Genomic DNA, 14,439 nt, shown 5'->3' with positions numbered 1-14,439 from the left:
AGAGGTGACGGGCGTTTCGACTAAAGGTGATTTAGGCCGTAGCCCGGGTTTTTGGCGCATGAATAAACTCCGTTTTTTGCGAGTCAGCCTGTCCGTAGGCTGAGGAGGACGGGTGCCCGTGTGGACGTCTGATCCAGACGGGCACGTGGTGAGGGTCAGGTCTTGTCGTTGGAAAAGACCAGGTCTTGCGGGTTGATTCGCACCTGTGGATCGCTGGCCAGCGCCCAGTGTTTCCTTACTGCGTTGTAAACCACCGTACCGATCGTTCCGGCGTCGATTGCGACGTGGGTTACATGAACCCTTGTTGCCAGTTCGTTTCGCTGTTGATGGGCATTGACCTCGGCCAACAGAGCTTCGATATCGGCGTAGCCACGTGCATCAATGACGTAAAGCTGCAGCACTTCAAACAACAGCGAAACTTCATAAATATGGCCGGCCGAAGTGGCCACGCTGATGGATTCCACCGGGATGTCGTCTTCGATATCGGGCAATTCGACGGTGACGCTAGCGATGTGCAGACGATTGCCGTCCAGTTGGATGTCGTCGCGGGTGACCGTTTCTTTCATTTTGTCGGTGTACAGCGTCCAGGTCGATGCATCGGCGGTTTTCGCTGCAGCGCCTGGCGTCGAAAGGCGAATGATGGTGTTGCTGGCCAGATGGACATCGTACGTCGAACTCTGGCCATCGAGTACATAGATGCCGGTGTGCGAACCGGTGTCGATGGTGATGCGACTGGGTTCTGCCGTTATCAGCGGTTTCACGCTGGCCAATGGTCTGACAAAGCGATAGTTGCCATTGCGTTGCTTGAGGCAACTTCGGGTGCTGCGTACGCGGGTGCCGGGGTTTTTTACATCGTCTTCATAATCCAGTGCGGGAACTTGCAGGCGGTAGGAAACCTGGTCCTGCAGAACCAGCACAACGTTCTGCTGCAGGCGTGGGGTGGTGACTTTCAGGCTGTTTCTGCCGCTGTAACCGGTGGCCGCCGCGATGGGCTGGACCACACCTTTGAACATAACCAATTTCGACGGCAGGGAGACCGTCAGGGTGAAGTCTGTGTAGTACAAGTGGGTCGTGCCAGAGACGCCTTTGCGCACCTGCACTTCATAACTGACCTGCACATCGATGATTTCAGCGTTGTCGAATTCCAGATAAACAGTGCGGGACGTTTCGGCGGTATTGCGCTGGGCAACGAATTCCACCGGACGCTCGGTGCGAGCAACAAAGTGCTGCTTCAAGCCCTGTTCGGCGATCTCGATCATGCCGCCGTTAACGATTTGCGGTGCAGCGGCGGGTTGGCCGATGACGACAACGACGGGGGTTATATCCTGCTGCAGCGCCTCATCTGGCTGCTGGGGTAGCTGGACCAGCAGCTCATAGCCATCCTCGGTCTTGAAACGGAATCGGTCATTGTTCAACAGGCGTTTGCCATCGACCCACTGGTAGACATTTTCGAGTGTCAGTACATGTTCCGGGTCGTTACCATCCTTGCCGCGCAATGAGCTGATCACCAGCGCAGTGCCGACGATCTGCCAACGCTGGATGACCTCCGCCGGCCAGCCGAACTCGATCAGACTCGACGCTTCAGCGTCCTCGTTAAGGGTCGTGCGGGCGTTGCTGCTGGCGATGTAAAAACGATCTGCGCCGCTGCCGCCGTCCACCCGACAGTCCGCTCCGTAGACGGCAATCGTGTCATCGCCTGCGCCGGCGCTGATGCGGTCGTAGCCATTGGCGGAAATCCGGTTGGCCGCGTCGTTTCCGCTGACTCGGCTGGTGCCTCTGCGCAGGGTCGAGACGTTTTCGATCGACGTGAGCTGCGCGACGTCAACGGCATTTTCCTCAGGATCAAGACCGCGCAGCGCCACTCTGCCATTGTGCAGGTTGATGTCGTGACCGATATGGCGGGTGTCGCTGAGCGGGCGGCTGCCTTCGAAGGCCAGGGTGTCGGCACCTGCGCCACCGTCCAGCACATTGAGGTGGGCCGGTTTGCTGGTGAGGTTCAATTGCTGCTCGGTAATCTCCTGATAGAACGCATCGTCCCTGTCGCCTCCGGTCAGAGCCTTGTGATCCGCGCGATAAGTGAACAGATTGGGCTTGTCCCGGACCCCGATAACCCGGTCATTGCCGTCACCCAAGCGCCAGAAAATGCCTTTGTCGTCACCGGCACTGCCCGACACTTTGCCTTTGAGGTTGGCGGGCAGGCCTTTGCCGGCATCGATCACGTCATCGCCGTCGACAACCACGGCCTGGTTGTCGAGCTTGAACGGTTGTTGGCCAGCGCTTTCGTCCCACTGGTAGCGCCAGATTTCAACGGGCTTCAATTCAACCTGAAAGGCACCGTTGATCACGTGTTCGATGGCGTGTTTGTAGGCGTTCTCCAGCATGTCCTTGGCCGACAACTCCAGTTTTCGCTGGTGGTCCCGATAGCCCTTGGCGAGCTTGAAGCGATCCAGTACGTCCTGGTCCAGTTCCTTGTTGGTGAAGGCGAACCAGCCGGAGCGCATGCGTTCTTCAAGCGTCAGTTCGATGTAGTCATCGATGTCGTCCACCACTCGGGCGGCCTGGTAGATCATCGAGGCGGCGATAAGCAGTCCGGCGGCGACCAGCCCGACCGGCCCGGCGACGCTGCCAAACCCGGCCAGTGCGGCGACGCCCAGCACCAGGCTGATACTCGCCCCGGCGACGCTAAGACCGCCGCTGACGTAATGATCCTGGGCCTCTTTGCCCTGCGCTGCGGCGGCGGCATTGAACGACTTGATGGCATCGAGAATGTCGAAGGGCAAGGTGATGGCGCTGGCGAACATCCCGGCACCGCGGCTCATGTATTTGCCCACCGAGGTCAGCGGGAAATACTTCAGCGCGTTGCCGCCGTTTCTGAGCATGGCCTCACCGGTCTTGGTCAGCCCGCGTTCGATGATCAGCGAGCCGAACTCGGCGGCGATCGAGCCACCCTGGAAAACCGCTTCCAGCGTGTCTCCGTGCTTGATCGCATCAATCATCGCCTTGTAGCCGCTGTAGATGCCGAACGCCTGCATGCCGACCCCGGCGCCGCTCATCAAATAACTTTTGTTTTTGCTGATCCAGCCCGGGGCATTTTCCAGTGCGTCGGCGCGATGAATATCCAGTTTTTGCGCAGCCTTGCCCAACTGGTTCAGGCGGTCCACCGCGCTGCCGGTAGCAATGGTTATATCGGCGACGAACAGCGCCCCGGCATCGACTGAGCGCTTGCAGGCGATTTCATAAAACAGCATCGCCGCTACATTGCTGTCCGGATTGTCGACGGACAGCAGACGCGCCTGCACCCGGTCTGCATCGAAATTGAGTCCGTCGAGAAAGTGTTGATCCACGCGCTGCATGCCGGCATTCCCCGGGCTGATGGGTTGGCCGTGCACGGTCGCGCCCAAGGCCAGGAGTTCTACGCGGCTGGTGAGTATTTCGCCGATGCGCAAGGGGCCGAAATGTTTGTCGAGGGATTTGAGTGTGCGTCGATAAGGGGCGTCAGCGTCGTCTGGCAACACTGCGTTGAGCGTGCCCGCCGGCGGCGCATGGGGGTTGGCCGAGGCGCTGACGGGATTGACCTGAACGGCGCTGATATTGGCGATTTGAAGTGGCGGAGCGATAAGTTTTGACATGTCATTAATCCTTTAATGAAAACGCATGACCGGTGTCCCTACCGGTGTGTCATTGATGTCGAGCCGCCGGCGTTGTCGACTCGGGCCAGTGGATGGCGTAGGCGAATTCGTCGCCGTTGCCCGACAGACTGAGCACAGGTTTGCCGGCGGCTTCGGCGTTGTCGATCAACTGGTCGTAGGCGAATTTGTTCTCGTGTCCGGCATGGGTGGCGGCTTCGATGCGCTCAGCGTTCGCGCCTGCCTGTTCCTTGAGGTCATCGACCCTCACGGCTTTGCTCAGGTCCGAATTCAGCAGCCAGATACGCTCGGCATCCAGTCCTCTGCGGCTGACTGATATCAGCCCTTCGAAGTCATCGGAGGGAAACCAGGTGGGGGGTGTGTCGCGGGCCGCTGAATTGAAACTCATGTTTTCTTCATGAGGCACCACTTCCAGGTCGCAGGTGTCGAGCACATACAGAAACATTTCCCGCTGACGTGTGCGTGTTGATTCATAGCGGCGATCGCGATCCCACGGCACCGGGCTTGTGGCGTCGGACCATTCGGACGATGAGCTGCTCTCGGTATCACTGACATCGCTGCCCGAGGCGCTATCGTCAGCATCCCGCCCCGGGTATTTGCTCGTCTGGCTGTTGAACCGCAAGTACTCGGGGTCAGGCTCCCTTGCGTACATCAGGCCTTCTTTGAGGCTGAAGGTTGCGCTCATCGGCTTATGCGTGGTGGCGCCCGGTTTGTGCTGGTATCGCGGTAGCATGAAGCCGTCATTGGCGAGCTCGAACGGTGTGCGTTCATCGCCACGGAACAGCGCCGGCACGTCGGTGCGGTACAGGCAATTGTTCTTGTTGCGCAGATAGCCGAGTTTGCCCAGCAGCGCTTCGCGCACCGGCGCGGTCATGCTGGTTTCCGGGCTGTACCAGTCATGCCGGGCATCACGCTTGAGGTTAAGTTCCTCGACAGCCTCGCGGCTCAGTTGCTCGAGACGCTGCGGATGGTCGAGGTCGTCGATCAGGTGTTTGTGTGCCTGCGCCCATTGCGGCATTTGCAGTTCGGTCTTCAGGTCCTGTTGCAAGCGGGCCAGTTGGCTGGGCAGCAGGTTATAGGACTGCAGAAATGCTTCGCGCTGTGCAGGATTCATGCTTGGGTGCAGCCAGCGCAGGGTGTCGCGCAGCAAGTCGCGGTGCGGGTTCGTGACTTCGGGAGTCGCCCATTGCGGACTCTTGCCGCTGGCTTGGGCTTCGGTGCGAAAACGCACGAGATCCTGGCCATGGATGTTGTACACCTGCCAGATCTCATGGTCTGTCCAATGCTTCAAGAGCGTGGGCTCGGCACCGAATCCGCCTGCGGGCGGATCGACCGGGATCCAGTGACCAAAAGCGTCCATAAAGGCAAATTGCGTGATCACGTTGTTCGCCCCGAATGCAGGGGCCAGTTCGTAATAGCCTTGGGCATCCGGTGAACGCAGCGATGCCTTGTACAGATTCGAATCGAGGTGGGCGGGTCGAGGCCGTTTCGCGACGGGGTCGATCCCCGGTTGATCGCCCGGTAGCGGCGCAGGTCGTTTTGTCGAGGCCATGGCGGGTGCCGGATGCTCCGTCAGGCGCCAGGTCAACCGGCCTTCATTCCGGTACAGCGCCGGTCCTGACGCGGACCGCTCGGTGACCATCTTGCAGCGATAAACCCCATCGGCATCCTGGCCAACATGGGTGGTGCGCAAGTCGCCTTCATATTCGACGTCGACAAACTGTCGTCCGACGATCCAGCGAAAACCGTCATCCTCCGCCGGTTTCATTCCACGCAGGAAGTCGTCACGCAGCCAGTAGGTGTCGGGGGAATTATCGCTTGCGAGGCGGGCAGGGTTCGTCGCCTGCATCGGTTGGATGACCACGGCAGGCGGGGTTGCATCCGCGACCGGCCAGCCGCCAGCGGTGTGAACGGGATACTGGCCACTCGGCAAACCCGGTAACCGGAAAATCGAAGGGCCACCTGGAGTGAACGGTGTGTCGGTACGCAGGGGCGGGGATTTGCTCGCTTCAGGTTGTTGCGTTGAGCTCTGGGGTGGTTTGCGCGGTGTCTTTGGACTCATGGCGTACTCGAAATCAGTTGATGTATTGAAACCCTCGCTTCGTCAGTTGAATTGATTGTTGGGCAGGCAAGTGCAGGCGGTCTCACTTTAATGGGTGAGAATGTGCCGAAGGGTTTCAAATATGTGGATTTAATCTAACTGGTTTTTCAAGTTATGGAAGGCGCTGGCGTGAGGGTTCGTAATTGATATGTAACTTCGGTTGTTTTTAGTTTGAAGTGTGCGAAGTTGCGGTTTGGTAAATAAGGATTTTTACCGTGGGCGAGTAAGTTTGAATAAGAGAACAGCGCTGCTCTTGTCGGAGAATTCCTAAAAGAGCAGCGCAGAAGGATTAAGGCTTGTGTATCGCCAGATTCAATAGGCGTAACGCAACAAGGTATGAGGCAAGTGCCGCAGGACGAAAAACCCGAACAGCGCCAACATTGCCGGCAGGATCAACCACCAGATCTTGAACGGCATAGGATTGAGTGGGGTTTTACGCTGGCTCAGCCACAGGGCGGCAGCGCAGACACAGGCGGCGAGCATGGCGCCGGCCAGCACGTCGGTTGGCCAATGAGCGCCCAGATAGACCCGCGACAGGGCGATGGAAAGGGCCGGAATACAGGCGATCAGCAACCAGGTCAGGCGCATGCGTGGCGGCTGGCCACGGCCGGCGAGTACCGCCAGGGTCAGAAACAGTGCAAACGAACCTGAGGCATGGCCACTGGGCATGCTGTAAGTGGTCAGTGGGTCGGTCAGCACTTCCGGACGCACCCGGGCGAAGAAGTATTTGGTCCCGGTGTTGGCCAATGCGGTCACCAGCAGCGTACCGCCAACGAAGATCGCATGGCGCCATTGCCGGCACAGCAGCAACAGGCCGGTCAGCAGGACGCTGAACAGCAGCATGTTGCGGAACTCACCGATCAGGGTCAGTGTGACCGCAATTTCATCCAGCATTGGCTGGCGATGTTCCTGCACCAGCGTCATCACCCCTTGATCGAGTGCTGTCAGGTACGGATAGCCGATGAACAGGCCAATCAGAATCAACAGGCTCATGCTGCTGATCCAGATGGTCGCGCGACGGTGGCGACGCAGGCTGCTGTTCACGCTGAGGCCGACCATTGCGGCGATGCTGCCAGCGACAATGCCGGCCTCCAGCCAGAACCCTTCAGGCAATGGCAGACGGAAGGCCGCGCCGGTGGCCCAGCCCGGCAGCAGATAGGCGAGACTCCAGCCGGCGGCCGCCAGCAGGCTGACAGCGGCAAAACGCGGGAAGGGCATGTCGCACATGCCGGCGACCATGGGCAGCATCGGTCGCAATGGCCCGATGAAGCGGCCGACCAGCAGACTGGCAATGCCGTAGCGCTGGAAATACGACTCGGCGCCGGCCATCCATTCCGGATGATGCCGTAGCCCCGGCAGGCGCCGAATGTTCTGGTGGAAATGGCGACCGAGGAAGTACGAAACGGCATCGCCGAGAATCCCGCCAAGGAAGCCCAGCAACAAGGTCTCGCTCAGTGACAGGGCGCCGCTGCCGGCCAGCACGGCGACGGCAAACAGCAGCACGGTGCCCGGCACGATCAAACCGGCAATCGCCAGGCATTCCACAAAGGCCACAATGAAAACTGCAGCCGCCAGCCATTGTGGATTGGCGGCCAGCCACCCGGTCACGCTATCGAGCCATGGGCCCATACAGAAAAACTCCAAATCATTAATGGCCTTCTGTAGGAGCTGCCGAAGGCTGCGATCTTTTGATCTTGATCCTGAAAGCAAGATCAAAAGATCGCAGCCTTCGGCAGCTCCTACATGAGTGTGTGTTTACAGCAGAAAATAATCTCGGCCTTCGACCTGACCGCGTCGCAGCGGGTTCCGCGTGCACCATTGCGCGTAAGTCGCATCGACGAAGCGGTACATCAATTGTTCGTCCCGGCCGAGGGGGATGCCCAGGCGTGTTGTCTGGATAATGTGCGAAGGTGCCGGCCCGGTGTCTTCTACCAGAAGGACTTCATGATCAAAACGCTTGGCGTCCCACATCGGGACCTTCAGCCCCAGCGCTTTGCACAGCAGGGTTTGCCCGGCGCAGAGCTTTTGCGAAGGCCGCGCACGTCCCTGCGCGTCGGGATTGTTCAGCAGCATCTGCGCCAGACTCGCCGGACCGCTGATTTCATCGACCCACGGATAGGCGGATTTGATCAGTACCGCATTGCCCGGACCTTGTGCGCTGAAGTTCAGCGAATCACCGCCACGGGCGTAATACATATAGATGTGGCCGCCATCCAGAAACAAAGCCTTACGCTTTTCTGTGTAGCCCAACGAGGCGTGGCTGCCTTTTTCTGCGCAGTAATAGGCTTCGGTTTCGATGATTCGCGCGCTCAGCCACAGATCGCCGACCCGGTGACGAATGACTTTGCCGAGCAGATCCTGCGCCAGCACTTGCGCATCACGGTCGAAAAAGGCGTCCGGCAGCCCTAGCGGCAGGCGTTCGACGCGGTTGCGAACGGTCAGGTTGGACATGGCAGGCAATGTTTATCCAGGCTCAGGAGGTCGTGATGATAACAACGCGCGGCTTAATTGGGCCTGAACGCCGGCGAATCCGCGTTCATTTCGACCATCCGCCCGTCACCGCTGTTAGTCCCGGGACGCGGCAGCTATAATCTGCCGCTTTCCTCTTTGCCAAGACCCCAGCAGACCATGACTGAGTCCGTTCTTGACTACATGACCCGATTGGGTCGCGCCGCCCGCGAAGCCTCCCGGGTCATCGGCCGTGCCAGCACCGCGCAGAAAAACCGCGCCTTGCAGGCTGCTGCCAATGCCTTGGACGCCGCGCGCGCCGAGCTTGCCGCCGCCAATGAGCAGGATCTGGCCGCCGGTCGCGCCAATGGTCTGGAACCGGCACTGCTGGAGCGTCTGGAACTGACCCCGGCGCGCATCGACGGCATGATCGTCGGTTTGCGTCAGGTCGCTGCACTGCCGGATCCGGTCGGTGCGATCCGCGACATGAGCTTCCGTCCGTCGGGCATTCAGGTCGGCAAGATGCGCGTGCCGTTGGGCGTGATCGGGATCATCTACGAGTCCCGTCCCAACGTGACCATCGATGCTGCCAGCCTGTGCCTGAAGTCCGGCAATGCGACCATTCTGCGCGGTGGCTCTGAAGCGATTCATTCCAACCGTGCGATTGCCGCATGCATTCAGCGCGGTCTGGCCGAGGCCGAATTGCCTGCCGCTGTGGTGCAAGTGGTCGAAACCACTGACCGTGCCGCTGTTGGCGCGATGATCACCATGCCCGAGTACGTCGACGTGATCGTGCCGCGCGGTGGCCGTGGCCTGATCGAACGTATCAGCCGTGATGCCCGCGTACCAGTGATCAAGCATCTGGACGGTATCTGCCACGTTTACGTCAGTGCCCACGCCGATCTGCCCAAGGCCCAGCGCATCGCGTTCAATGCCAAGACTTATCGCTACGGTATTTGCGGTGCGATGGAGACCTTGCTGGTCGATCAAACTGTTGCTAAGGATTTCCTGCCGTCGATGGCCGCCCAGTTCCGCGAAAAAGGCGTCGAACTGCGTGGTTGCGAACGTACGCGGGCGATCATCGAAGCCGTTGCTGCCAGCGAAGACGACTGGAGCACCGAGTATCTGGCGCCGATCCTGTCGATTCGCGTGGTCGACGGTCTGGATCAGGCGATCGAACACATCAACCATTACGGCTCCCATCACACCGACTCGATCGTCAGCGAAAACCTCGCTGACACCCGTCGTTTTGTGGCGGAAGTCGACTCGGCGTCGGTGATGATCAACACGCCGACGTGCTTTGCCGATGGATTTGAATACGGATTGGGTGCCGAGATCGGTATTTCTACTGATAAGCTGCACGCCCGCGGCCCGGTGGGTCTCGAAGGACTGACCTGCGAGAAGTACGTCGTGGTCGGTGATGGCCAGTTGCGCGGCCAGGCGACGGTCTGACTTGACCGACCTCGACCTGACAGCGCCGCAAGCCGGCAACGAGTACCGCCCCCGGCGCATTGGCGTCCTGGGCGGCACGTTCGACCCGGTGCACATCGGCCATTTGCGCGGTGGGCTGGAAGTCGCCGAAGCGCTGGCGCTCGATGAGTTGCGCCTGATGCCGAACGCGCGGCCGCCTCATCGCGGTACGCCGCAGGTGTCGGCGCAGGATCGGCTGGCGATGGTCGAATGTGCGGTGGCCGGATTGCCGCCGCTGGTGGTGGACGCCCGCGAATTGCAGCGGGACAAACCGTCTTGGACCATTGATACCCTGGAGTCGATGCGCGCGGAAATGCCCGCCGAGACCCAGGTTTTTCTGCTTTTGGGCTGGGACGCATTTTGCGGCCTGCCCACTTGGCACCGCTGGGAAGAGTTGCTCCAGCATTGCCATATCCTGGTGCTACAGCGCCCGGACGCCGACAGCGAACCGCCGGATGCCTTGCGCAACCTGCTGGCAGCGCGTTCGGTGAGCGACCCGCTGGCCCTGAAAGGGCCGAGCGGACAGATTGCATTCGTCTGGCAGACACCGCTCGCGGTTTCCGCCACCCAGATCCGTCAACTGCTGGCCAGCGGTAAGTCGGTACGTTTCCTGGTGCCCGACGCGGTCCTGGCCTACATCGATGCGCACGGTCTGTACCGTGCGTCGAACTGAACAAGGCGTGCTTCACTGATACGAATCCACGTGTCGCCAAGCCGCCGAATATACGAGCAAAACGAGTTTTATATGACTGACAAAGACCAAACCAAAGTAAAGCGCAAAGGCACATTCAAGAGCGCCCCGCTGCCAGAGCCGGTCAACACCAATGAGCCGCTGAAAGGCGACGAGCTGGTCAAGCTGGCCGTGGCTGCCCTGGAAGACGTCAAGGCACAAGACATCCAGATCATCGATGTTCGCGACAAGCAGAGCATCACTGACTACATGATCATCGCCACCGGTACTTCCAACCGCCAGATCAACGCGATGCTCGACAAGGTTCGCGAAGAAGTCAAAAAGCAGGGCGCCAAGCCGCTGGGCGAAGAAGGCAAGGGCGACAGTGACTGGGTGCTGCTCGACCTGGACCTGGTGATCGTGCACATGATGACCGCCTCGGCACGTCAGTTCTACGACCTGGAACGCCTGTGGGCCGGTGCCGAGCAGAGCCGTGCGGCCGATGCCAAGCACCACAGCCCGGAAAACACCCACGAGCATTTCACCAAGCTCAACAAAGACCAGCTGTAAGGGATTGCTGTGCGACTGCGCCTGATCGCCGTCGGTTCACGCATGCCCAAGTGGGTGGAAGAAGGCTGGCATGAATATGCCAAGCGTCTTCCGTCCGAGCTGGCGCTGGAACTGGTGGAAATACCGCTCAATACCCGTGGCAAGAATGCCGACGTGGCCCGATTCATCCGCCAGGAAGGCGAAGCCATGCTGGCCAAGGTCGGGCCGAACGAGCGGATCGTCACGCTGGAAGTCCACGGCAAACCCTGGAGTACCGAGCAGCTGGCGGTCGAACTCGACCGTTGGCGGCTGGATTCACGCACGGTCAATTTCATGGTCGGTGGCCCGGAAGGGCTGGCGCCTGAAGTCTGCGCCCGTGCCGATCAGCGCTGGTCGTTGTCGCCGCTGACGTTGCCGCACCCGTTGGTGCGGATCCTGATCGGCGAACAGTTGTATCGTGCCTGGACCGTGCTGTCCGGTCACCCTTACCACAAGTAATCCAGCCCTCATGTCTCAGCCGATCCGCATCAAGGACCACGAAAAGGACGCACGCCTGGTGCGTAGCCGCGTCGTGTTCGGGGCCATTGCGATCATGCTGCTGATCGGCGTGTTGATCGCGCGGCTGTATTACTTGCAGGTGATCCAGTACGAGTACCACTCGACGCTCTCGGAAAACAACCGTGTCCATGTGCAGCCAATTCCACCAACCCGTGGGTTGATTTTCGACCGCAACGGCGTGGTGGTGGCGGACAACCGTCCAAGCTTCAGCCTGAGCATGACCCGCGAGCGCTCCGGCGACTGGCAGCAGGTGCTCGACGTCATCGTCGAAGTGCTGGAGCTGACGCCTGAAGACCGGGTGATCTTCGAGAAGCGCATGCGTCAGGGGCGCCGACCGTTCGAGCCGGTGCCGATCCTGTTCGAGCTGACCGAGGAGCAGATCGCCCGGATTGCGGTGAACCAGTTCCGGCTGCCCGGCGTAGAAGTGGTGGCGCAGCTGGTTCGTCACTATCCGCAGGGCGCGCACTTTGCGCACTCGGTCGGCTACATGGGGCGGATCAACGAGAAAGAGCTGAAGACCCTCGATCCGGTCAATTACAGCGGCACCCACCACATTGGCAAGACCGGCATCGAGCGTTTCTACGAGCCGGAATTGCACGGTCAGGTCGGTTACGAAGAAGTCGAAACCAACGCCCGCGGCCGCGTCTTGCGCGTGCTCAAGCGCACCGATCCGATTCCCGGCAAGGACATTGTTCTGAGCCTGGACATCAAGTTGCAGGAAGCCGCGGAGGCTGCACTCGGCGGACGTCGTGGTGCGGTAGTTGCGCTCGATCCGAAGACCGGCGAAGTGCTGGCGATGGTCAGTCAGCCGAGCTTCGACCCGAACCTGTTCGTCACCGGGATCAGCTTCAAGGCCTATGCCGAGTTGCGTGATTCCATTGACCGGCCGCTGTTCAATCGCGTGTTGCGCGGTCTGTATCCGCCAGGCTCGACGATCAAACCGGCGGTGGCGATTGCCGGCCTCGATTCCGGTGTAGTGACTGCGTCGAGCCGGGTATTCGACCCGGGCTACTACATGCTGCCCAACTACGATCACAAATACCGTAACTGGAACCGCACCGGTGACGGCTTCGTCGACCTCGACACGGCGATCATGCGTTCCAACGACACCTACTTCTATGACCTGGCGCACAAGCTCGGTATCGATCGGTTGTCGGCCTACATGAACAAGTTCGGCATCGGCCAGAAGGTCTCGCTGGACATGTTCGAAGAATCCCCCGGTCTGATGCCGTCCCGCGAGTGGAAGCGGGCGACGCGTAAGCAGGCGTGGTTCCCCGGCGAAACCCTGATCCTCGGGATCGGCCAGGGCTATATGCAATCGACCCCGCTGCAACTGGCCCAGGCCACCGCGCTGGTGGCCAACAAAGGCGTTTGGAACCGTCCGCACCTGGCCAAATCCCTCGAAGGGGTGAAACCGGTGGACGAGAATCCGATGCCGGACATCATCCTGCGTGATCCGTCGGACTGGACCAAGGTCAACCACGGCATGCAGCAGGTAATGCACGGTGCCCGCGGTACCGCGCGCAAAGCGGCGATCGGCGCGCAATACCGCATCGCCGGCAAGTCGGGTACCGCGCAGGTCGTGGCGATCAAACAGGGCGAGAAGTACGACCGCTCCAAGGTTCAGGAGCGCCACCGCGACCACGCCCTGTTCGTCGGTTTTGCTCCGGCCGATGACCCGAAAATCGTCGTTTCGGTGATGGTCGAGAACGGTGAGTCCGGTTCCGGCGTTGCCGCGCCTGTGGTGCGCCAGGTCATGGATGCCTGGCTGCTCGATCAGGACGGACGTTTGAAGGCCGAATACGCCAGCCCAATCAGTGCGGAGGCTACGGCCCGTGATGAATAACTTTGATCGCATGCTCTCCAGTGAGGATGTGATGCGTCGCCGCGCGACGTTGCTGCAAAGACTGCATATCGATGGCCCGTTGTTGATCCTGCTGCTGATACTCGCCGCCGGCAGCCTGTTCGTGCTGTATTCGGCCAGTGGCAAAAGCTGGGATCTGCTGGCCAAGCAGGCCACTTCATTCGGTATCGGTCTGGTGTCGATGATCATCATCGCCCAGTTCGAGCCGCGTTTCATGGCGCGTTGGGTGCCGCTCGGCTATGTGATCGGCGTGGTGCTGCTGTTGGTGGTGGACATCATGGGGCACAACGCCATGGGCGCGACACGCTGGATCAATATCCCCGGGGTGATCCGCTTCCAGCCTTCGGAGTTCATGAAGATCCTGATGCCGGCGACCATCGCCTGGTATCTGTCCAAGCGCACGCTGCCGCCGCAACTCAAGCATGTCGGCATCAGTCTGATGCTGATCGGCGTGCCGTTCGTGTTGATCGTGCGCCAGCCTGACCTGGGAACTTCGCTGCTGATCCTTGCCGGTGGCGCGTTCGTACTGTTCATGGGCGGGCTGCGCTGGCGCTGGATTCTCAGCGTGCTGGCGGCGGCGATCCCGGTGTCGGTGGCAATGTGGTTTTTCATCATGCACGACTACCAGAAGCAGCGAATCCTGACCTTCCTCGACCCGGAAAGCGATCCGCTCGGCACCGGCTGGAACATCATTCAGTCGAAAGCGGCGATTGGTTCCGGCGGCGTGTTCGGCAAGGGCTGGCTGCTCGGCACCCAGTCGCACTTGGACTTCCTCCCGGAAAGCCACACCGACTTCATCATTGCCGTACTCGGCGAAGAGTTCGGTCTGGTCGGTATCTGCGCGCTGTTGCTGATCTATCTGTTGCTGATTGGACGGGGGCTGGTGATTACCGCTCAAGCCCAGACGCTGTTCGGCAAGTTGCTCGCCGGCGCGTTGACTATGACGTTTTTTGTTTACGTTTTCGTCAACATCGGTATGGTCAGTGGCCTGTTGCCGGTTGTAGGGGTGCCGTTGCCGTTCATTAGCTACGGAGGAACTTCGCTGGTGACGCTGCTGTCAGCGTTTGGGGTTTTGATGTCGATCCATACCCATCGCAAGTGGATCGCACAGGTTTGAATAAGGTGAAGAGTT

The 14,439-nt window shown here is 60.1% G+C and carries 10 protein-coding genes; 6 read left to right on the top strand and 4 right to left on the bottom strand.

Going from position 1 to position 14,439, the window contains the following annotated elements; translation table 11 throughout:
• Positions 1-155: 155 nt before the first annotated feature.
• From ACOYXH_RS21835 to ACOYXH_RS21820, 4 genes are all read right to left on the bottom strand, one after another.
• Entirely contained in the window at positions 156-3,629 is a 3,474-nt protein-coding gene (locus ACOYXH_RS21835; RefSeq protein ID WP_460066133.1) for a calcium-binding protein, read from the bottom strand.
• Between the two features lie 49 nt (positions 3,630-3,678).
• Positions 3,679-5,709 (bottom strand): hypothetical protein, encoded by a 2,031-nt coding sequence (locus ACOYXH_RS21830; RefSeq protein WP_460066131.1) that lies wholly within the window; start codon positions 5,707-5,709, stop codon positions 3,679-3,681.
• Positions 5,710-6,060: 351 nt separating this feature from the next.
• Positions 6,061-7,377 carry a bifunctional DedA family/phosphatase PAP2 family protein gene (locus ACOYXH_RS21825; protein WP_095048781.1) on the bottom strand — a complete coding sequence of 439 codons (1,317 nt, stop codon included), beginning with the start codon at positions 7,375-7,377 and terminating at the stop codon, positions 6,061-6,063.
• Positions 7,378-7,503: 126 nt separating this feature from the next.
• A complete protein-coding gene (locus ACOYXH_RS21820) occupies positions 7,504-8,199 on the bottom strand; it encodes a DNA-3-methyladenine glycosylase (protein ID WP_460066129.1) in 696 nt (231 codons plus the stop codon).
• A gap of 177 nt (positions 8,200-8,376) precedes the next feature.
• On the opposite strand from ACOYXH_RS21820, the gene ACOYXH_RS21815 reads away from it, so the two are divergent.
• From ACOYXH_RS21815 to rodA, 6 genes are all read left to right on the top strand, one after another.
• Entirely contained in the window at positions 8,377-9,648 is a 1,272-nt protein-coding gene (locus tag ACOYXH_RS21815) for a glutamate-5-semialdehyde dehydrogenase (protein WP_220557044.1), read from the top strand.
• Positions 9,617-10,339 (top strand): nicotinate-nucleotide adenylyltransferase, encoded by a 723-nt coding sequence (gene nadD / locus ACOYXH_RS21810; protein ID WP_095048779.1) that lies wholly within the window; start codon positions 9,617-9,619, stop codon positions 10,337-10,339. Before ACOYXH_RS21815 ends, nadD begins: the two co-directional genes overlap by 32 nt.
• 72 nt (positions 10,340-10,411) lie before the next feature.
• Positions 10,412-10,906, top strand: coding sequence for a ribosome silencing factor (gene rsfS / locus ACOYXH_RS21805; protein WP_016986117.1), 495 nt, complete (start codon positions 10,412-10,414; stop codon positions 10,904-10,906).
• 9 nt (positions 10,907-10,915) lie between these two features.
• On the top strand, positions 10,916-11,383 hold the full coding sequence (gene rlmH / locus ACOYXH_RS21800) for a 23S rRNA (pseudouridine(1915)-N(3))-methyltransferase RlmH (RefSeq protein WP_003185785.1): 468 nt from the start codon (positions 10,916-10,918) through the stop codon (positions 11,381-11,383).
• 10 nt (positions 11,384-11,393) lie between these two features.
• Positions 11,394-13,289, top strand: coding sequence for a penicillin-binding protein 2 (gene mrdA, locus ACOYXH_RS21795; RefSeq protein ID WP_095048778.1), 1,896 nt, complete (start codon positions 11,394-11,396; stop codon positions 13,287-13,289).
• 31 nt (positions 13,290-13,320) lie between these two features.
• A complete protein-coding gene (gene rodA, locus ACOYXH_RS21790) occupies positions 13,321-14,424 on the top strand; it encodes a rod shape-determining protein RodA (RefSeq protein ID WP_095048844.1) in 1,104 nt (367 codons plus the stop codon).
• The last annotated feature ends 15 nt before the right edge of the window (positions 14,425-14,439 follow it).

This window comes from Pseudomonas sp. Mb7 (genome assembly GCF_054790525.1).
This window is presented reverse-complemented; position numbering and strand designations above follow the sequence as displayed.